Origin of the sequence: Micromonospora terminaliae (genome assembly GCF_009671205.1) — a bacterium.
In the GTDB taxonomy this organism is placed as follows: domain Bacteria; phylum Actinomycetota; class Actinomycetes; order Mycobacteriales; family Micromonosporaceae; genus Micromonospora; species Micromonospora terminaliae.
The window spans coordinates 3,827,702-3,847,493 of sequence record NZ_CP045309.1; the positions used below are offsets into that span (position 1 = coordinate 3,827,702).

Genomic DNA, 19,792 nt, shown 5'->3' on the forward strand with positions numbered 1-19,792 from the left:
CGCACCGGCGCGGTCGAGGGGGACGGCATGCTCATCACGGACGACTTCCTGCCCGTACCGGTGCCCGAGTCGCTGGACGCGACCTACCTGGTGCCGATCGTCGGCATGCCGAAGGTGAGCCCGAAGACGGCCGTGGAGCGGCTGGCCGGCCGGCTCGCCGAGCCGGTGCACGGGCTGGCCCGGCAGATGCTGGACAGCCCGCTGATGACCGTGGACACCCGCCCGGTCAGCGAGTTCCCCGAGCTGCCGCCGGACCTGCTCACCGCGTTCGGGGCGACCGAGCCGCAGCTGGCCCGGCTGGCCGCCGCCACGCACCTGGTCGTGGTGCAGGCCGAATACCGGGCGGGCTGGCCCCCGGCGCACGAGTGGGCGGCCCGGGCGGTGGCCGCGGCGGTCGCCGAAACGGTCGACGGGGACGTGGTGGACGTCTTCGGGCTCCAGTTCCTCGACCCGGCCACCGCGCTGCGCTCCCTCCCCGACGCCCAGGGCCGGATCCGGCTGGTCGACTGGGTGCTGGTGCCCTACTCGTCGGACGCCGACGGGCTCTGGTTCACCACGAAGGGGCTGCGCCGCTTCGGGCTGCTGGAGCTCCAGGCGCAGGGCGTGCCGGACCACCTCACCCGGGCGTGGGGCGCGGTGATGACCGGGGCCGCCCGGCGCCTGCTGCGGGACTGGACCGAGGGGCTGGCCGGCGAGGAGGTGCCGGCGTTCGTGCAGCTCCCCGTGCTGGCCACGGTGACCGGGCACGACATCGCGGTGGCGTACGGCAATCCGGAGCAGCACGGCGCGACGGCGCCGGTGCTGCTGCGGCTGGAGCTGGACCCGGCCACCGATCCGGACGCCGACTCGTTCCTCACCCTCAACCCGCCGCCCGGGCACCCGGGCCCGCCCGGCCGCTACTTCGCCGCCGCCTGCGCGACCCTGTTCAACGGCATCCAGCCCGACGTCCGGTACGCGCGCTCCGGCGACGCGATGAGCCGGGCCATCGCCACGGCCCGGGCCGCGCTGGACGACATCCGGGCCCGCTTCCTGGCCGGCCTGCTGCCCGCCGAGAGCCAGCTCGTGGTCAAGTACGGGTTGCCCGGCGACGACGGCCCCGAGTACGTCTGGGCCGGGGTGACCTCGTGGGACACCCCGGAGCGCATCGTGGGCGCGAGCGCCAGCGACGCCGCCGGCGACCCCACGGTCCGGATCGGCGCCCCGGTCGTGGTGGAGGCCGCCGACGTCGTCGACTGGGCCGTGCTGGACCACACCGGCGTCATCGAGGGCGGCTGGACCCAGGCCGTCCTGGACGCCGGCGAACCCCCCACGGACTCCTGACCGCCGCGAGGCGGGTCAGCGGACGGAGGGCTGCACGAAGGGTGGGCGGGTCAGGCGCATCTGGGCGCGGCGGCCGCGGATGTCGACCTCCAGCACCTCGCCGTCGGCGAGCTTAGGGTCGGTGTCGACCAGGGCCAGGGCGATGCCCTGCTTCTTCGTCGGGCTGAACGTGCCGCTGGTGATCGTGCCGACCTGCTTGTCGCCGGCGTAGACGGCCATGCCGGGGCGCGGGATGGCCCGGTCGACCGCCTCCAGGCCCCGCAGCGTGCGGGCGGGGCCGGCGGCCTTCTCGGCCCGCAGCACGTCGCGGCCCCAGAAGGCCGGCTTGTCCCAGCCGACCGCCCAGCCCGAGCGGGCCTGCACCGGGGTGATGTCGAGGGAGAGGTCCTGCCCGTGCAGCGGGTACCCCATCTCGGTGCGCAGCGTGTCGCGCGCGGCCAGGCCGCAGGCCCGCAGCTCCTCCGCCTCGCCGGCGGCGAACAGGGCGTCCCACACGGCGAGCGCGTCGTCGGCCGGAACGACCAGCTCGTAGCCGAGTTCGCCGGTGTAGCCGGTGCGGCAGACGGTCAGCTCGACGCCGTTCAGCGTGGCGGCCGAGAAGCTCATGTAGTCGTGCTCGGTGGGCAGGCCGAGCGTGCGCAGCAGCTCCGCCGAGCGCGGCCCCTGGACGGCGAGCACCGCGTACGCCTCGTGCTCGTCGGTGACGACCACGCCCTCGGGGGCGGCGGCGCGCAACCGGCGGACCACCTCGGCGGTGTTCGCCGCGTTCGGCACGAGGAAGACGTGGTCCTCGGCGTAGAGGTAGGCGATGATGTCGTCCACCACGCCGCCGGTGGCGTCGTCGCAGCAGAGCGTGTACTGGGCCTTGCCGGGGGCGATCCGGCCGAGGTCGTTGGACAGGCAGGAGTTGACGAAGTCCGCGGCGCCCGGCCCGGTGATCCGGGCCTTGCCGAGGTGCGAGACGTCGAAGACGCCGACCCCGGTACGCACGGCGGTGTGCTCCTTGAGCACGCCGCCGCCGGCGTACTCGAGCGGCATCTCCCAGCCCCCGAAGGGGGCGAACTTGGCGCCGAGCGCGGTGTGCCGCTCGTGCAGGGGGGAACGGCGCAGCCGGGTCGCGGCGGCGTCGGAGGTCACCTCGGTCATGGGTGCGAACTTACCGGCCGGTGACCGGCTGGTTAGCATCGGCGGGACCCCCCGCCCGCATCCCTCGGGTGCAGGCGGGAACAGCCCGCCTCCAGTCATCGGCGGGACAGCCACGCGTCCGGCGGGTAGGTTCGCCGCCGGAGACCTTCATCGCCGGTACGCGACGCCGCGGCCGGCCCGGCCCGCCCGGAGTAGCTTTCGTGACATCGCCCCGCACCACCCTCAGCCTGGTCGACACCGACCCCGCCGAACTCGCCGTCGACGCGATCGTGATCGGCGTGCACAGCCAGACCACCGAGCAGGAGGCCGGCTCACCCGCCGGCGCCCTGCTGCTGGCCAGCGGCGCGGAGAGCATCGCCGCCGCGTTCGACGGCAAGCTGACCGAGACCCTGGCCCTGCTCGGCGCCACCGGCGGCCCCGGTGAGGTGATCAAGCTGGCCACGCTGGGCACCGTCACCGCTCCGGTGGTCGTCGCCGTCGGGCTCGGCCCCGAGCCGTCGGGCGCCGCCCCCGCCCCGGAGACCCTGCGCCGGGCCGCCGGCGCGGCGGTCCGTGCGCTGGCCGGCGCGCCCCGCGTCGCGCTCGCCCTGCCGCTGCCGGACGACGCCGACGCCCCGGCCGCGCTGCGCGCGGTCAGCGAGGGCGCGCTGCTCGGCGGCTACCGGTTCGCCGGCTACAAGACCACGCCGCAGCCGGCCCGGCGCGAGCCGGTGGCCGAGGTGCTGGTCGCGGTGCCGGACGCGGCCGACGCGACCGCCCAGGCCGAGGTCACCCGCGCCCAGGCGGTGGCCGGCGCGGTGCTGACCAGCCGGGACTGGGTCAACACCGCCCCGAACGAGCTGCGCCCGCCGTCGTTCGCCGAGGCCGTGGCCACCGCCGCCCGGGAGGCCGGGCTCGGCGTGGAGGTGCTCGACGAGGCGGCGCTCGCCGCCGGGGGCTACGGCGGCATCCTCGCCGTCGGCCAGGGCTCGGAGGCCCCGCCGCGGCTGGTGAAGCTGACCTACACCCCGGAGGGTGGCGGCAACGGCAAGCGGGTGGCGCTGGTCGGCAAGGGCATCACCTTCGACACCGGCGGCATCTCGATCAAGCCGGCGCAGGGCATGTGGGAGATGAAGTCCGACATGGCGGGCGCGGCGGCGGTCGGCGCGGCCATGCTGGCCGTGGCGGCGCTCAAGCCGTCGGTCGCCGTCACCGGCTACCTCCCGATGGCGGAGAACATGCCGTCGGGCACCAGCTACCGGCCGGGCGACGTGATCACCATGTACAGCGGCAAGCGGGTCGAGGTGCTCAACACCGACGCCGAGGGCCGGATGATCCTGGCCGACGCCATCGCCCGGGCCTGCGAGGACGGCGCCGACTACCTGTTCGAGACCTCGACGCTGACCGGCGGCCAGGTGATCGCGCTGGGCAAGCGGATCGCCGGCGTGATGGGCACCCCGGAGCTGTGCGAGCGGGTCCGGGCCGCGGGTGACGCGACCGGCGAGCCGGCCTGGCCGATGCCGCTGCCGGACGACGTACGCAAGGGCATGGACTCCGAGGTCGCCGACATCTCGCAGGTCAACGCCGGCATGGACCGGGCCGGCCACATGCTCCAGGGCGGTGTCTTCCTGCGCGAGTTCGTCACCGACGACGTGGCCTGGGCGCACATCGACATCGCGGGCCCGGGCTACCACTCGGGCGAGGCCACCGGTTACTGGACCAAGGGCGGCACCGGCGTCCCGGTACGCACCCTGGTGCACCTGGTCGACGACGTCGCCGCCAACGGCTGACGCGTCCACCGCGCCGCAACGGGGCGCTCCCCTCGCCGGGGGGGCGCCCCGTCGGCGTGTCCGGGTCAGAACAGCTCGGGGCGGCGCTTGCGGCGCTCGTTGTAGTCGCGCATGCGCTGCGGGTAGCCCATGAGCCGGACGTCGTAGATCGGGATGGCCAGCCGGTGGGCGAACCGGCGGGCCTCGTCCGGCCCGCCGACCCGCCGCCGGGTCCACTCGCCGTCGTCGGCGATCAGCATGATCGTGGTCTCGGTGACCGTGGTCCGGGGTTCCAGGTACGCCTCGACTCCCCGCCGGGTGCGGACGAAACTCTCAAGATGGTCCAGATCGGCGCGGTCGGCGACCCGGTCGCGACTCACCGCGCCCGCCTGCTTGCGTCGTCGGAACAGCCCCACCGAACCCACTCCTCCCCCGTCCGTCATCGAAGACGGTGCCAAGCGTACGTGTCGGCGACGTGTCGTTGGGCACCTCACTACGCGCCCCGTCCCCGGTGGTGACAAGATGACCGAGGTGGGGTGTGCCTGTTACTCCGCCGTAACCCCCGATGCAGCGACGCGACCTGGGAGTTGGACGTGAGCGAGCCGAACGACGCAACCTTCGACATCGTCATCCTCGGAGGTGGTAGCGGCGGCTACGCGGCGGCGCTGCGTGCCGCCCAGCTGGACCTGTCCGTCGCCCTGATCGAGAAGGGCAAGCTCGGGGGCACCTGCCTGCACAACGGCTGCATCCCCACGAAGGCGCTGCTGCACGCCGCCGAGATCGCCGACCAGACCCGCGAGTCGGAGCAGTTCGGCGTCAAGGCCGAGCTGGTCGGCATCGACATGGCGGCGGTCAACTCGTACAAGGACGGCGTGATCTCCCGCCTCTACAAGGGCCTCCAGGGCCTGGTGGGCAGCGCCAAGAAGATCACCTTCGTGGCGGGCGCCGGCAAGCTCGTCGGGAAGAACGTCGTCGAGGTCGACGGCAAGCGCTACACCGGCCGGAACATCATCCTGGCCTCCGGCTCGTACGCGAAGAGCCTGCCCGGCCTGGAGATCGACGGCGAGCGGATCATCACGAGCGACCACGCGCTGACCCTGGACCGGGTCCCCTCCTCGGCCATCGTGCTGGGCGGCGGCGTGATCGGCGTCGAGTTCGCCAGCGTCTGGAAGTCCTTCGGCGTGGACGTGACCATCGTCGAGGCGCTGCCCCGCCTGGTCGCGGCCGAGGACGAGGAGTCCTCGAAGGCGCTGGAGCGGGCGTTCCGCAAGCGGAAGATCAACTTCAAGGTCGGCAAGCCGTTCGAGAAGGTCGAGAAGACCGAGAACGGCGTGAAGCTGACCATCCAGGGTGGCGACACCGTCGAGGCGGAGCTGCTGCTGGTCGCCGTCGGCCGTGGCCCGACGACCGCCAACCTCGGCTACGAGGAGCAGGGCGTCAAGATGGACCGCGGCTACGTGCTGACCGACGAGCGGCTGCGCACCAGCGTGCCGAACGTCTACGCGGTCGGCGACATCGTGCCCGGCCTCCAGCTCGCCCACCGCGGCTTCCAGCAGGGCATCTTCGTCGCCGAGGAGATCGCCGGGAAGAACCCGGCCGTGATCGACGAGGCCGGCATCCCGCGGGTCACCTACTGCGACCCGGAGCTGGCGTCGGTCGGCCTCACCGAGGCGAAGGCCAAGGAGCAGTACGGCGCTGACAAGATCAAGACCTACAACTACAACCTGGGCGGCAACGGCAAGAGCCAGATCCTCAAGACCGCCGGCCACGTGAAGCTGGTCCGGGTCGAGGACGGCCCGGTGGTCGGCGTCCACATGGTCGGCGCCCGGGTGGGCGAGCTGATCGGCGAGGCCCAGCTCATCTACAACTGGGAGGCCTACCCGGCCGAGGTGGCGCAGCTCGTGCACGCCCACCCGACGCAGACCGAGGCCCTGGGCGAGGCGCACCTGGCCCTGGCCGGCAAGCCGCTGCACGCGCACGCCTGATCACGACAACCGCGGCGTCCGGCGACGGGCGATGATCCCACCAGGGGAATGAAGGAGTCTGGAGAACATGCCGGTATCGGTCACCATGCCCCGGCTCGGCGAGAGCGTCACCGAGGGCACCGTCACGCGCTGGCTCAAGCAGGAGGGCGACACCGTCGAGGTCGACGAGCCGCTGCTTGAGGTGTCCACCGACAAGGTGGACACCGAGATCCCGTCGCCCGCGGCGGGCGTGCTGAGCCGGATCGTGGTCGGCGAGGACGAGACCGCCGAGGTCGGCAGCGAGCTGGCGGTCATCGCCGGCGAGGGCGAGGAGGCCGGCGGGGCCGCCCCGCAGCAGGAGGCCCCGGCGGAGCAGGCCGAGCAGGCCGCCGCCGAGCCGCAGGCCGAGGCGGAGCAGCCGGCCGTCGAGGAGCCCGCCCCGGCCGCCGCGCCGTCGGGCCAGGGCACCGAGGTCAAGATGCCGGCCCTGGGCGAGAGCGTCACCGAGGGCACGGTGACCCGCTGGCTCAAGCAGGTCGGCGAGACCGTCGAGGTGGACGAGCCGCTGCTGGAGGTGTCCACCGACAAGGTCGACACCGAGATCCCGTCGCCGGTCGCCGGCACGCTGCTGGAGATCAAGGTTCCCGAGGACGAGACCGCCGAGGTCGGTGGCGTCCTGGCGATCGTGGGCGCGGCCGGCGCCGCGCCGGCCCAGGCGAAGCCGGAGCCGAAGCCCGAGCCCAAGGCGGAGGCCAAGCCCGAGCCGAAGCCTGAGCCCAAGCCGGAGCCGAAGGTCGAGGAGCCGACCCCGGGCATGTCCTACAACGAGCCGGCCGCCGAGGCGGAGCAGGCCGCGCAGCCGGCCAAGGTCGAGCAGGCCGCCCAGCCGGCCGCGCCGACCACCACGCCGCAGCGGCCGACCGTCCCGGCCCAGGCCGGTGGCGAGGAGGGCGCCGGCTACGTGACCCCGCTGGTCCGCAAGCTGGCCGCCGAGCACGGGGTGGACCTCTCCTCGGTCAACGGCACCGGCGTCGGCGGGCGCATCCGCAAGCAGGACGTGCTGGAGGCGGCCGAGAAGGCGAAGGCCGCCCAGGCCGCGCCGGCCGCGCAGCCCGCTCCGGCCGCCGCGGCGGCCCCCGCCAAGCCGGCCGCGAAGCCGCAGCCGAGCAGCAAGCGGGGCACCGTCGAGAAGCTGCCCCGGATCCGCAAGGCCATCGCCAACCGGATGCACGAGTCGCTGCACGAGATGGCGCAGCTGACCACGGTGATCGAGGTGGACGTCACCCGGATCGCCAAGCTGCGGGCCCAGGCCAAGGACTCCTTCCTGCAGCGGCACGGCGTGAAGCTGTCCTTCCTGCCGTTCTTCGCCCTGGCCGCCGTCGAGGCGCTCCAGTCCTACCCGATCGTCAACGCCCAGCTGGACCTCGAGGGCGGGACGATCACCTACCCGGACGCGGAGCACCTCGGCATCGCCGTGGACACCGAGCGGGGCCTGCTGGTGCCGGTCATCCACAACGCTGGTGACCTCAACCTGGGCGGCATCGCCAAGCGGGTCGCCGACCTGGCCGAGCGCACCCGGACCAACAAGATCAGCCCGGACGAGCTCGCCGGCGCGACCTTCACGCTGACCAACACCGGCAGCCGGGGCGCGCTCTTCGACACCCCCATCGTGCCGTCGCCGCAGTCGGCGATGCTCGGCACGGGTGCCGTGGTGAAGCGCCCGGTCGTGGTCAACGACCCGGAGCTGGGCGAGGTCGTCGCGGTCCGGTCGATGGTCTACCTGGCCATGTCGTACGACCACCGGCTGATCGACGGCGCGGACGCGGCCCGCTTCCTCGTCGCGGTCAAGGAGCGGCTGGAGGCCGGCAACTTCGAGGCCGAGCTGGGGCTCTGACCGTCTGACGGCACGAGAGGGGGCGCGCGGCATCCGCCGCGCGCCCCCTCCGTCGTTGTCGGGTCAGCCGCGCAGGTGCTCCTCGGACACCTCCCAGAGCCGCTCGGCGGCCTCCGGGTCGCGTGCGTACGGGGCGTAGCCGGTGCGGGTGCCCGGCTGGTTCGGCCCGGCCTCCTGGCAGTCCTCGAAGTACCGGCCGCCGACCCCGGCGACCAGCGGGGAGGCGGCGACCAGCACCGACGTGGCCGCGCCCTGCTCGGTGTCCTTCCAGCTCGGGGAGTCCCCGCCACCGCTCTCGGCGCGCAATCGGGCCAGGTCCTCGTCGCTCACGTAGCGCTGGAGGTTCGTCCGGATCGCGCCCGGCATGAGCGCGTTGGTGTAGATGCCCTCGCCGGCCCAGCGTCGGGTGGCGTCCACCGCGAAGAGCACGTTCGCCGTCTTCGACTGCCCGTACGCCGCCCACGGGTCGTACGGCCGCCGGCGGAAGTGGATGTCGTCGAAGACCACCGGCGAGCGCAGGTGCGCCGAGGAACTGACCGAGACGATCCGGGCGCCGCCCGCGGCGGCCAGGGACCGGAACAGCCCGGTGGCCAGCGCGAAGTGCCCGAGGTGGTTCGTTGCGAACTGCATCTCCCAGCCCTGCTCGGTGCGCATCTCGGGCGAGGCCATGATCCCGGCGTTGTTCACGAGCATGTGCAACGGTCCGTCCCAGGTGCGGACGAAGGTGGCCACCGAAGCGAGGTCGGCCAGGTCGAGCGGGGCGACCAGGACCCGGTCGTTGCCCGTGGTGCCCGTGATGTCGGTGGCGGCGCGCTGCCCGGCCTCGGTGTTGCGGACGGCGAGCGTGACGTCGGCCCCGGCGGCGGCGAGCGCGCGGGCGGTCTCCACGCCGATCCCGGAGGCGCCGCCGGTGACGACGGCCCGCCGGCCGGTCAGGTCGAGGTCACGGACGACCTCGAGGGCGGTGGTCTCGCGGGAGAACGGCGTGCTGACGGGTGTGCTGGCGGTCATGATCCATCCTTCTCGGCGGCGGCCCGTGGTCCACGCGTCTTCCCCGGGCGGCGGCGACGTAACGCGGCTCCGCCACCGCCCGGCCTGGGCAGAATCCGGCCCGCGGCCGGTCGTGCGCTGACAGACTCGGCCGGGTGAGCGGCTTCGGGTGGCGGGGACGCCTCGGGCCGGCCGTGCCGGTGGCGCCCGGGGCCCGGGTGGACCGGTTCGAGGTCTTCTTCGACCTGGTCTTCGTCTTCTCGTTCTTCATCATCACCCGGGCCACCGCGCTCCAGGTCAACGGCGGCGCGCTGCTGCACGCGCTGCTGGTCCTCGCCGTGCTCTGGTGGTCGTGGGTGGTGCACAGCATCGTGGCCACCCGGATCCGGCTCGGCGAGGGCTTCGTGCCGGTCCTCATGACGGTCGGCATGGCGGCCCTGTTCACCTTCGCCCTGTCCCTGCCGAACGCGTTCCGGGATCCGCGCGGCAACGCGGCCGGGCCGATCGTCGCGGCGATCAGCTACATGGTGATCCGGGGCGTGCACCTGCTGCTCTACCTGCACGCCGTGCGGGACAGCCCGAACGAGCGCCGCCAGCTCCTCCGGTTCACCCCCGAACTGGTGGGCAGCACTTTGCTGCTGGGGGTGGCCGCCCTGGTGCCCCCGAGGCTCGACGATCTCGTCTCGTCGGCGGCGGTCCGGGACGGGCTCTGGGCGACCGTGGTGCTGCTCCAGTACTCCACCGGCCTCATCGCGGGCACCTGGGGCTGGGGCGTCGCCTCGGCCGAGCACTGGACCGAGCGCTACGACCTCATCCTGATCATCGCGCTGGGCGAGTCGGTCATCTCGGTCGGCGTCGGCAGCAACCTGCTCGGCCAGCCGCCGACCTGGCCGGCCGTGGCGGCGGCCGTGCTCGGCATCTTCTTCACGGCGGCGCTGTGGTGGGCGCACTACGACATGATCGGGCCGGCCGCCCGGATCGCCCTGCACGCCGCCGAGGACGGCCCCCGCGTCGCCATGGCCCGGGACGCCTACGGGTACTTCTTCCTGCCGATGATCGCCGGCATCATCCTGTTCGCACTCGGCGCGGAGATGATCGTGCACCAGGTCGCCGACCCGCACGTACCGCAGCACCTGCCGGCGCAGAACGCCGGCGTACCGCTGCTGTTCGGCGGGGTGATCTTCTACCTCTGCGGCAACATGCTCTTCCAGCTCCGCACCCTGCGGACCGTGAGCTGGACCCGGGTCGCCGCCGTGCTGCTGCTCGCCGTCAGCATCCCGGTGGCCTCGCACCTGCCCGCGCTGGCCGCCCTCGCGCTGCTGACCGCGATCACCGTCGGCATGGTGGCGGCCGAGGTGGTGGTCTTCGACGAGGGCCGGCGCGCGCTACGGGGGCTCGTCTTCGAGGAACGCACCAGCCACGAGGCCCACGAGGCCGCCTACCGGGCGCGCTGGCACGAGCCGCACGAGCGCGACGAGGGCGAGTGATCCACTCCCCCACCGCGTTCTAGACTGGGGGCCAGCGTCGCGGTGCACCCGGCACGAAGGCCGCCGTGGGCATGGAGACGCGGGACGGCAGGGGACCATGTGCACCCATCCCAACCACCGAGCGGACGGCTGACCGCGCTCGGCACCCAGTTGATCGAGATCCACCACTGGCTCCGCGAGGAGCTGGCCCGGCTCCGCGCGAGCCTCGACGCCCCCGGCGGCGGCACCGCCGCACTGACCCGGGAACTGCGGGCGCACTGCGCCGGGTTCTGCGCCGCGCTGGACCGCCACCACACCGGCGAGGACGGCGGCGCGTTCCAGGCCCTGGCCGAGCAGGCGCCCGAGCTGGGCCCGGTGCTCGCCGAGCTCCGCGCGGACCACCGGGTCGTCGCCGACCTGCTGCGCCGGATCGACGCCCTGCTCGCCGGCGCGGCCGACGGCCGGACCGTCCGCGCCGAGCTGGACGGGCTCGCGGCGCTGCTGGAGTCGCACTTCGGCTACGAGGAGCGGAAGATCGTCGCCGCGTTGAACCGGCTGGCCGGCGACCCCGTGGAACTGCTCGGCGTCACGCCACCCGGCAACGGGGACCTTCTCGAACGGACGGAGACCGCATGACCATCGACACCGTCGACGCCGCCGCGGCCGGCACCTGGCAGCTCGGCGACCGCACCGTCAACCGGATCGGCTTCGGCGCGATGCGGCTGACCGCGAACGCGGACGGCAGCCCCAGCGACCGGGAGCGGGCGGTGACGGTGCTGCGCCGGGCGGTCGAGCTCGGCGTCAACCACATCGACACCGCGGCGTTCTACTTCTCGCCGCTGCGCTCGGCCAACGAGCTGATCAACCGGGCGCTGTCGCCGTACCCGGAGGACCTCACCATCGTCACGAAGGTCGGGCCGGGCAAGGACCCGTCCGGCCGGTGGCTGCCCATGGCCCGGCCGGACCAGCTCCGCGGCCAGGTCGAGGAGAACCTGCGCCAGCTCGGCCGGGACCACCTCGACGTGGTGAACCTCCGGGTGTACGGCCCGGAGCCGCTGGCCGAGCACTTCGGCGCGCTCGCCGAGCTGCGCGACGCCGGCCTGATCCGGCACCTCGGCGTCTCGGCCGTGACGCCGGGCCAGGTCGCCGAGGCGCGCGCCATCGCCCCCGTGGTCTGCGTGCAGAACTCATGGAGCCTGGGCTACCGCCGGAGCAACGACGCGCTGATCCGGGACTGCGCCGCGCACGGTACGGCGTTCGTGCCGTTCTTCGCGCTCGCCACCAGCGGGCGGGAGGCCGGGGCGAGCGGCGAGGAGCACGACGAGGTGCGCGCCGTGGCCCGGGAGCACGGCGTGACTCCGGCGCAGGTGCGGCTGGCCTGGACGCTGCACCAGGGGCCGAACGTGCTCGCCATCCCGGGCACCGGCAACCCGGCGCACCTGGAGGAGAACGTCGCCGCCGGCGCCCTGCGGCTCACCGACGACGACCTGTCCCGCCTGGCCGCCGTGCACGAGACCGCCTGAACGGAAGGGGCCCCTGTTCAGGGGCCTCTTCTCACCTCCGGCCGCGTTCGGCCGTCGGCAGAATCGGCCCGCGGGGGCTGGTCGGGGCCGCGGTGCTGCGGCGATGCTGGGCCGATGGCGATCTTCTCCGTGCAGGCCCGGCCGACCGACGCGACGAGCTGGACCGGGCTGGCCCGGCGGGTCGAGGCGGCCGGCTTCGACGCGCTGCTGGCCGCCGACCACCCCGGTCACGGCGCATCGCCGTTCGTGGCGCTCGCCGCCGCGGCGGCGGTGACCTCGACGCTCGGCCTCGGCTCGTACGTCTCGAACGCCGGCGTGCGGGAACCGATCCTGCTCGCCACCGACGTGGCCACGCTGGACGTGGTCTCCGGCGGCCGGGCCCGGCTCGGCCTCGGCGCCGGGCACACCCCCGCCGAGTGGCGGGCCGTCGGCCGCGAGCGCCCCGACGTGGCCGGACGGGTCCGCCGCTGCGTCGCGGTCGCCGAGGCCGTGCGGGCCCTGCTCGCGGGCGACGAGGTCACCGTGGACACCGCCGAACTGGCCGCCCACGCGGCGCGGCTCACCGAGCTGCGGCCGGTCCAGGACCGGGTGCCGCTCACCATGGGTACGGCCAACTCGACGCTGCTGCGCTGGGCCGGCGCGCACGCCGACGTGGTCGGCCTGACCGGCTTCGGGCGTACCCTCGCCGACGGCCACGCCCACGACGTGCGGTGGGGGGCCGAGCAGATCGAGGCGCAGTTGGCCCACGTGGCGGCCGGCGCGGCGGGCCGGGACGAGCCACCCGCGCTGGAGGCCCTGGTCCAGCAGGTCACCGTCACCGACGACGCCGAGGCGGCCGCAGCGTCGATCGCCGCCGACACCGGGCTGACCGTCGCCGACCTGCTCGCGACCCCGTTCGTGCTGATCGGCACCGCCGACGAGATCGTCGCGGCCGTCGCGGAGCACCGGCGCCGCTGGGGGATCACCCGCTTCGTGGTACGCAGGGACGCCGTCGACGCCTTGGCGACGCTGCTCCCCCGCCTGGCCGCCATCACTTGATCACTCCTGTGATGCCGGTCCCAGCCGGGCCGGTCACCAGTCGCCGCCGTGCCTGCTAGGAATACCGGATGGCAGACCTCTCCGCTCGGACGGCCGCGGAGGAACTCGCCCAGTCGGTCGTGGACATCATCGGCGCGGCAGTCCGGTCGGTGATCCTGCACGGATCGCTCGCGGCCGGCGGCTTCCGACCCGGTCGCAGCGACATCGACGTGCTCGTTGTCGCCGATGGCGCACTGTCCGACCCACAGATCGACGCCATGGTGTGCCGGGTGGGCCGCACGCCACTCGGGACCGCGGCGGGCATCGACCTGCACGTCGTGACGGCCGATGTCGCCAGCGTGCCGACTCGGACGCCACCGCTGGAGCTGCACGTCGGTCGGTACGAGCGATCATCCATCGGTGTCGAAGTCGAACGCGGCGTGATTGCCGCCCCCGACCTCCCCACGGAGCTGTCGATGGCTCGCGCCGACGGGCACGCTCTCCGCGGCACCCGGCCGCATGACGTGATCGCGCCCGTACCGACGGCGTGGATCAACGAGCGCGGCCGGCACTGGCTGGCGACCTGGCGATCGCGCATCGGCGACGCGGAACACGGCGCCCTCATGGTCCTCACCGCCTGCCGGATCTGGCGCTTCGCGCTGGAGGGTGTGCACTGTGCCAAGGGGCAGGCCGCGCGGTGGGCGCTCGACCGGGATCCGTCGCTGAGCGCGGTCCGGCAGGCGCTTCACCAGTACGAGTCCGATCCTGCGGCACCGATCGACGGGGACGGGATAGCCCATGTGCTCGACAGCGTGCTGCGCGAGACCTCCCGGGGCGCGGTGAACACGCACTCCTAGCGGTCGGACCTGCCTGGCGCGTCCGGCAACTGCTCGGCGACGAACACGCCGACCCCGTGGACGCCTTCCACCCAACCCTGCATCTGCAGGACGAGGATCGCCTGACGCACGACGGTCTGCGACACGCCGTGCTCCTCTTTCAGCTGCGCGGTCGACGGCAGCTTCTCCCCTGGCGCCAGCTCGCCCGACTCAATCCGCTCACGGACGTAGTCGGCCAGCTGCGCCCACTTCGCCTTGGCGGGCATCCACACTCCCAGGTCTGCACCGCCATTCGACCATGAACTACTAGGCACAACAAGTAAGGAGAGCTTCGCCCTTGCTTTATACAACATGATGTGCAAAGCTCTCGATGACCAGCTTCCAGGTCTGCAAACCGCGAGCTGGTCGTTCCGTAGAACCACCCGGCCGACCACTCCCCCGGTAGTCGGCCGGGTGCCACCCCCTGCCTGCGGCCTAGCGCCGACGGCCCGTGAGCAGGCCCGGGACGGGTGCCGGGCTCCGGCCGACCACGCGCACACGGCCGTCCCCGCCCGTCTCGGCGCCGCACCCCGACAGGAGAGGCGGAGCAGCGTGCGGTCAGTGGTCGGCCAACCGGTGGATGCGATGGAGAAGGTGCTCGGCGAGTTGCCGGTGCCGTGGTTCGTCACGGTGGAGGACGTCAAGCTCGCCATCCGGGCGATGCTGGTGCGCGTACCCGATCGGGGGCGCTGACGGTGTGGCCGCCGGTGGTGAGCGTCGCGCACCTGCCGCTGCGGCCGCTCTGGCTCTGCCGGGCCTGCGCCGCACCCTGGCCCTGTGCGCCGGCCCGACTCGCCCTGACCCGGGAGTACGCCGAGGACCGCGTGGCGCTGCTCATCTACCTCGGCGGGATGCTGCACGACGCGGCCGGGCAACTGCACACGCTGCACCCCGACGACGGGCCGGAGCCGGGACAACTCTTCAGGCGCTTCCTCGGCTGGGCGATCCCCCGTCGCATCCACGGGACGGCCTGCAGGCCCGTCCCCGACGATCCGCGTTGACCGAGCCCGTGTCAGCCACGGAGCGTCGAACGCGCGTACGATCCGGACGATGATCGATGAACGGTTCGCGCTCCCGGCCACCGTGGACGAACGGACGCTGCTGGAGGCCTTCCTGGACTTCCAGCGTGCAGCCCTGGTCCGCAAGTGCGCCGGGCTCACCGACGCCCAGCTGCGGCTGCGGCCGGTGCCCTCCTCCGGCCTGTCGCTCATCGGCCTGGTCCGGCACCTCGCCACCGTGGAGCGGTGGTATTTCCAGGCGGTGCTCGCCGGCGCCTTTCCCGGCGACCTCTTCGACCTCACCGACGACCCGGAGGCCCCGTTCACCGACGTCGCCGCGGCCACGGGTGCGGAGACCTTCGCGCTCTGGCGGGCGGAGGTGGCCGTCGCGCGACGGCTCACCGCCGAGCGCCCGCTGGACGCGGCCGGCCGCCAGCCCGTCACCGGCGCCACCTACTCGCTGCGCTGGATCCTCGCCCACATGATCGACGAGTACGCCCGCCACCTCGGGCACGCCGACATCCTGCGCGAGGCGATCGACGGCCAGACCGGGGAGTGAACATCTCCGCACGCCGGTAGCGCCGGGAAGGTCGGCGGGCAAGAGCCGCGAACGACGAGTGAGTGATTTCGCTCAACGCATCCGGATCGCCATCCGTATCCGAAGATATGGACATGCGGATCCTCATGGCCGGAGTGTCCGGCTTCCTCGGCACCCGACTGGTCGACCGGCTCACCACCGACGGGCACCAGGTCACCCGCCTGGTCCGCCGCGCGCCGCGCACCCCCGACGAGCGGCAGTGGAACCCCTCCGCCGCCCAGCTCGACCCGCAGGTCGTGGCCGACGCCGACGCGGTGGTCAACCTGGCCGGCGCCGGGGTGGGCGACAAGCGCTGGAACGACGCGTACAAGGGTCTGATCCGGTCGAGCCGGGTGGACAGCACCACCACGCTCGCGATCACCATCGCCGGGCTGCCCGCCGCCGACCGGCCCGCGGTGCTGGTCAACGCCTCCGCCGTCGGCTGGTACGGCAACACCGGCGACCGGACCGTCGAGGAGGACGCGCCGGCCGGCGAGGGCTTCCTGGCGGACGTCTGCCGGGTCTGGGAGGCGGCCACCCGGCCGGCCGAGGACGCCGGGACCCGGGTGGTGCGGCTGCGCACCGGGCTGCCGCTGCACCGCGACGGCGGCATGCTCAAGCCGCAGCTGCTGCCCTTCCGGCTGGGTGTCGGCGGCAAGCTGGGCAACGGCCGGCAGTGGCTGCCGTGGATCTCGCTGTACGACTGGCTGGACGCGGTGGCCTTCCTGCTGGCCCGCGACGACCTCGCCGGGCCGGTCAACGTGGTCGGCCCGGCGCCGGTCACCAACGCCGAGTTCACCCGGGAGCTGGCCCGCCAACTGCACCGGCCGGCGATCATGCCGATCCCCGCGCTGGCCCTGAAGGTCGCCCTCGGCGGCTTCGCCCACGAGGCGCTCACCAGCACCCGGGTCCTTCCCGGCGTGCTCGGCAAGGCCGGCTTCGCCTGGACCCACCCGGACCTGCCGGGCGCGCTGCGCGCCGCCCTCGCCGGGTGAGCCGGCGAGGGCGACGGCACGGTCAGCAGCCGATCACCCAGTAGGCGGGGCCCGTCTGCTTGAGGGTGCTCGTGTAGAAGGTGTTGTAGAGGCCCATCCGCTGGTTGCTGCCCAGCGCGTAGGCGTAGCCGCCGGACTGGTAGGCGCGGCCCGCCGTGACGTGCGCGTAGTTGCTGGCGGTCACGCAGACCGGCGCGGTGGTCGGGGTCGGGCTCGGGGTCGGCGACGCGGTCGCCGTCGGGGTCGGGGTGCCGCCACCCCCGTTGAGCCCGAAGAACAGCGCGTCCCGGTAGGTCGAGCAGATCGTGTCGAGGAAGTACGCCCCGGCGGTGCCGCACTGGTCGGCCGCCGAACCGGGGTCGACCGGCGTGCCGTGGCCCATGCCGGAGACCCGGTAGAGCCGCACCTGGTCGCTGCCGTAGACCTCCAGGCTGGTGCCGCCCGGCAACGAGGCGGTGCTGGTCGGGGTCTGCGAGACGCCCAGCACGTTGGTCCACTGGTCCCGCGACTCGGCGGCGTTCAGCGGCGCGACGGTGGTGTCCGAGGTGCCGTGCCAGACGGCCACCCGGGGGCGCTTGCCGGTGTAGCCGGCGTACGCGTTGCGAACGAGGTCGCCCCACTGCGCCGGGGTCTTGTCGACGCCCGGGTTCATGCAGCTGAAGGCGTTGGTCGTGCTCGTGGCGCAGCGGTACGGGATGCCGGCGATGACGGAGCCGGCGGCGAAGACGTCCGGGTAGGTGGCGAGCATGACGGCGCTCATCGCCGCGCCGGCCGACAGGCCGCTGACGTAGACCCGGCTGCCGTCGACGGAATAGTTGGCCTTGGCGTAGTCGACCATCTGCTTGATCGACAGCGCCTCGCCCTGGCCCCGGGCGGTGTCCCCGGTCTCGAACCAGTTGAAGCAGGAGTTGGCGTTGTTGGCCGAGGGCTGCTGCGGCACGATCAGCGCGAACTTCCACTGGTCGGCGTACTTCTGCCAGCCGGAGTTGGTGAAGTAGGTCGAGGCGTTCTGGGTGCAGCCGTGTAGCAGCACCACGGCCGGGGCGTTGGCCGGCAGGCCGTCGGGGCGGTAGGCGTACATGGCCAGGTTGCCGGGGTTCGAGCCGAAGCCGGTCACCTGGGTGAGCGCGGCGGCCTGCGCGGGCAGGGCGGCGACGAGGACGGCGGCCGCGGCCAGCACGACCCCGGCCGCCACCCCGGCCAGGCGGGTGAGAAGGGATGAGGAGCGGCGCACGGCGACCTCCTGACGGCGAATTGTGAACTGGGTCACCTTCGAGTTGCCGCGACGTTACGTCCGCGTTTCACGCTCCCGGAATGGCCGCCGTTCACACATTCATGACCGCCGAAGTGTGCGGGAGGCTTCGGGCCACCCGGGTTTCGTGTCTGACCGGCGTGTCCAGGTCCGGTTGGTAACGTCCGCTGCGTGCCGTTCTCCCCGTCCCCGGTCACCGGCCCGTCGACCGCCGCCCGGAACCGGCGTGCCGACCTCGTGCTGGTGCTCGCCGCGGTGGCCCTCGCCATCTGGGTGACGAGCGGGATGTGGCGGGACCCGAACACCCGCACGATCACCGTGAACTCCAGCGACCAGGCCCTCTTCGAGTGGCTGCTGGCCTTCGGCGGGCACGCCGTGACCCACGGGGAGAACCCGTTCTTCACCCACCTGATCAACGTCCCGGACGGGGTGAACCTGGCGGTCAACACCTCGATCACCGCGTACGCGGTGGTCTTCGCGCCGCTGACGTACCTCATCGGGCCGCCGGCGACGTTCCTGGTGATCCTCACGCTCAACCTCGCGGCCACCGCGGTGGCCTGGTACTGGCTGCTCAGCCGGCACCTGGTCACCAGCCGGCTGGCCGCCGGGGTCGGTGCCCTCTTCATCGCCTACTGCCCGGCCATGGTGTCGCACGCCAACGCGCACCTGAACTGGACGGCCGGCTGGCTGGTGCCGCTGCTCGTCTGGGGCGTGTTCCGGCTGCGCCGCCCCGGGCGCGCGATCGCCGGCGGGGTCGTGCTCGGCGTGCTGGTGGCGCTCGCCTTCTCGATCGCCGCCGAGGGGCTGTTCTTCACGGCCCTGGCGCTCGCCCTGTTCCTGCTGGTGTGGGCGCTGCACAAGGTCCGCCGGGACGAGGTGCGGGCCGCGCTGCCGAGCTTCCTGCGCGGGCTCGGGGTCACCGCGCTCGTGTCCGGGGTGCTGCTGGCGTACCCGCTGTGGCTGCACTTCGCCGGGCCGCAGCGGTTCCACGGCACCGGCTTCGACCCGATGATCCACTCCGAGGACATCGCCGCCTTCGGCTCGTACCCGCGGCGGTCGCTGGCCGGCTGGGCCGGGCTCGGCACCTCCCTCGCGCCCAACCCGACCGAGGAGAACTCCTTCTTCGGCATCCCCCTGCTGCTGCTCGCCGTGGCCTGCTTCGTCCTGCTCTGGCGGCGCGCCGACCGGGCGTTCCGAGCCACGCTCACCGCGCTCGGGGTGACCGCGCTGGTCTTCGCGGTGCTGTCCTGGGGGCCCACGGCCAAGTGGAACGGCCGGCGCACCGGCCAGCTGCTGCCGTTCGGGGTGCTGGACAACCTGCCGGTGATCAACGCGGCACTGCCCTCCCGGCTCGCTCTGGTGGTGGCCCCGGTGATCGGGCTGCTGCTGGCGTACGCCGTGGACACGCTGCGCGCCCGGCCGCCCCGGCACCGCTCCACCGAGCTGGTCTGGGCGCTCGGCTTCGCCGCCGCCCTGCTGCCACTGCTGCCCACCCCGCTGCTCACCCACGTCCGGGAGCCGGTGCCGGCGTTCATCACCACCGGCGCCTGGCAGCGCTACGTCTCCCCCGGCGGGGTGCTCACCCCGCTGCCGCTGACCGTGGACATCTATCCGGACGGCCAGCGCTGGCAGGCGTACGCCCTGGCACACCGGCAGGGCGAGTTCCGCATCCCGGCCGGCTTCTTCCTCGGCCCCGGCGGGCCGGACGGCCGGGGCCGGATCGGGCCGGTGCCGCGCACGTTCAGCGCGCTCGTGGACCAGGCCGGGCGGACCGGGCTGGTGCCGATCATCACCGACGGCAGCATCCGGGAGGCCCGCGCCGACCTGCGCTACTGGGGCGTCGAGACGGTGGTGCTGGCCGACCGGGTGCACGGGGCGAAGTTCGACGTCGACGAGGAGGCGGTGCGCCGTACCGCCACCGCCCTGCTCGGCCCGCCCGAACGGGTCGAGGACGTCTGGGTCTGGCGGGTGCCGCCTGCCTGACCTGGCCCGGGGTGGCACGGGACCACCGGAAGCCGGACGACGAC

At 73.4% G+C, this 19,792-nt stretch carries 18 protein-coding genes; 13 read left to right on the forward strand and 5 right to left on the reverse strand.

What is annotated here, in order from left to right; translation table 11 throughout:
- Positions 1–27 precede the first annotated feature (27 nt).
- Positions 28–1,320: a DUF2314 domain-containing protein gene (locus GCE86_RS17280; RefSeq protein ID WP_154227923.1), complete on the forward strand. Its 1,293-nt coding sequence runs from the start codon at positions 28–30 to the stop codon at positions 1,318–1,320.
- Between the two features lie 15 nt (positions 1,321–1,335).
- Here GCE86_RS17280 and gcvT read toward each other — a convergent pair whose 3' ends face one another.
- Entirely contained in the window at positions 1,336–2,466 is a 1,131-nt protein-coding gene (gcvT, locus tag GCE86_RS17285; RefSeq protein ID WP_154227924.1) for a glycine cleavage system aminomethyltransferase GcvT, read from the reverse strand.
- 200 nt (positions 2,467–2,666) lie between these two features.
- Here gcvT and GCE86_RS17290 point away from each other — a divergent pair, with 200 nt between their 5' ends.
- Complete coding sequence (locus GCE86_RS17290) at positions 2,667–4,235, forward strand: leucyl aminopeptidase (RefSeq protein ID WP_154227925.1); 1,569 nt, start codon at positions 2,667–2,669, stop codon at positions 4,233–4,235.
- A 65-nt stretch (positions 4,236–4,300) separates the two neighbouring features.
- On the opposite strand, the gene GCE86_RS17295 is transcribed toward GCE86_RS17290, so the two are convergent.
- Positions 4,301–4,630, reverse strand: a complete 330-nt coding sequence (locus tag GCE86_RS17295; RefSeq protein ID WP_154227926.1) for a hypothetical protein — start codon at positions 4,628–4,630, stop codon at positions 4,301–4,303.
- Positions 4,631–4,807: 177 nt separating this feature from the next.
- Here GCE86_RS17295 and lpdA point away from each other — a divergent pair, with 177 nt between their 5' ends.
- Positions 4,808–6,199, forward strand: coding sequence for a dihydrolipoyl dehydrogenase (lpdA, locus tag GCE86_RS17300; RefSeq protein ID WP_154227927.1), 1,392 nt, complete (start codon positions 4,808–4,810; stop codon positions 6,197–6,199).
- 67 nt (positions 6,200–6,266) lie between these two features.
- Positions 6,267–8,072 carry a 2-oxoglutarate dehydrogenase, E2 component, dihydrolipoamide succinyltransferase gene (gene sucB, locus GCE86_RS17305; protein WP_154227928.1) on the forward strand — a complete coding sequence of 602 codons (1,806 nt, stop codon included), beginning with the start codon at positions 6,267–6,269 and terminating at the stop codon, positions 8,070–8,072.
- 63 nt (positions 8,073–8,135) lie between these two features.
- Here sucB and GCE86_RS17310 read toward each other — a convergent pair whose 3' ends face one another.
- Positions 8,136–9,083 carry an SDR family NAD(P)-dependent oxidoreductase gene (locus GCE86_RS17310; protein WP_154227929.1) on the reverse strand — a complete coding sequence of 316 codons (948 nt, stop codon included), beginning with the start codon at positions 9,081–9,083 and terminating at the stop codon, positions 8,136–8,138.
- Between the two features lie 134 nt (positions 9,084–9,217).
- Between GCE86_RS17310 and GCE86_RS17315 the strand changes: the two genes are divergently transcribed.
- The 5 genes from GCE86_RS17315 to GCE86_RS17335 all read left to right on the forward strand — a co-directional run bounded on the left by GCE86_RS17315 (position 9,218) and on the right by GCE86_RS17335 (position 13,925).
- Complete coding sequence (locus GCE86_RS17315; RefSeq protein ID WP_154227930.1) at positions 9,218–10,549, forward strand: low temperature requirement protein A; 1,332 nt, start codon at positions 9,218–9,220, stop codon at positions 10,547–10,549.
- 99 nt (positions 10,550–10,648) lie between these two features.
- On the forward strand, positions 10,649–11,164 hold the full coding sequence (locus GCE86_RS17320) for a hemerythrin domain-containing protein (RefSeq protein ID WP_244317004.1): 516 nt from the start codon (positions 10,649–10,651) through the stop codon (positions 11,162–11,164).
- A complete protein-coding gene (locus tag GCE86_RS17325) occupies positions 11,161–12,051 on the forward strand; it encodes an oxidoreductase (protein WP_154227931.1) in 891 nt (296 codons plus the stop codon). The genes GCE86_RS17320 and GCE86_RS17325 overlap by 4 nt, the downstream gene beginning before the upstream one ends.
- A gap of 114 nt (positions 12,052–12,165) precedes the next feature.
- Positions 12,166–13,089, forward strand: coding sequence for an LLM class flavin-dependent oxidoreductase (locus GCE86_RS17330; protein ID WP_154227932.1), 924 nt, complete (start codon positions 12,166–12,168; stop codon positions 13,087–13,089).
- 68 nt (positions 13,090–13,157) lie between these two features.
- The gene (locus GCE86_RS17335) at positions 13,158–13,925 is read left to right on the forward strand and encodes an aminoglycoside adenylyltransferase domain-containing protein (RefSeq protein ID WP_154227933.1); all 768 of its coding nucleotides are present in this window, start codon (positions 13,158–13,160) and stop codon (positions 13,923–13,925) included.
- Here the strand turns inward: GCE86_RS17335 and GCE86_RS17340 are convergent.
- Positions 13,922–14,170: a GntR family transcriptional regulator gene (locus GCE86_RS17340; RefSeq protein WP_204342631.1), complete on the reverse strand. Its 249-nt coding sequence runs from the start codon at positions 14,168–14,170 to the stop codon at positions 13,922–13,924. The two genes, GCE86_RS17335 and GCE86_RS17340, sit on opposite strands and share 4 nt — an antisense overlap.
- Before the next feature lie 483 nt (positions 14,171–14,653).
- On the opposite strand from GCE86_RS17340, the gene GCE86_RS17345 reads away from it, so the two are divergent.
- From GCE86_RS17345 to GCE86_RS17355, 3 genes are all read left to right on the forward strand, one after another.
- The gene (locus GCE86_RS17345) at positions 14,654–14,944 is read left to right on the forward strand and encodes a hypothetical protein (RefSeq protein WP_167537051.1); all 291 of its coding nucleotides are present in this window, start codon (positions 14,654–14,656) and stop codon (positions 14,942–14,944) included.
- A gap of 49 nt (positions 14,945–14,993) precedes the next feature.
- Positions 14,994–15,500 (forward strand): DinB family protein, encoded by a 507-nt coding sequence (locus GCE86_RS17350; RefSeq protein WP_154227936.1) that lies wholly within the window; start codon positions 14,994–14,996, stop codon positions 15,498–15,500.
- 113 nt (positions 15,501–15,613) lie between these two features.
- Complete coding sequence (locus GCE86_RS17355; protein WP_154227937.1) at positions 15,614–16,513, forward strand: TIGR01777 family oxidoreductase; 900 nt, start codon at positions 15,614–15,616, stop codon at positions 16,511–16,513.
- A gap of 22 nt (positions 16,514–16,535) precedes the next feature.
- On the opposite strand, the gene GCE86_RS17360 is transcribed toward GCE86_RS17355, so the two are convergent.
- Positions 16,536–17,747, reverse strand: a complete 1,212-nt coding sequence (locus GCE86_RS17360; protein WP_154227938.1) for an extracellular catalytic domain type 1 short-chain-length polyhydroxyalkanoate depolymerase — start codon at positions 17,745–17,747, stop codon at positions 16,536–16,538.
- A 189-nt stretch (positions 17,748–17,936) separates the two neighbouring features.
- Between GCE86_RS17360 and GCE86_RS17365 the strand changes: the two genes are divergently transcribed.
- Positions 17,937–19,748, forward strand: a complete 1,812-nt coding sequence (locus GCE86_RS17365) for a DUF6311 domain-containing protein (protein ID WP_154227939.1) — start codon at positions 17,937–17,939, stop codon at positions 19,746–19,748.
- The last annotated feature ends 44 nt before the right edge of the window (positions 19,749–19,792 follow it).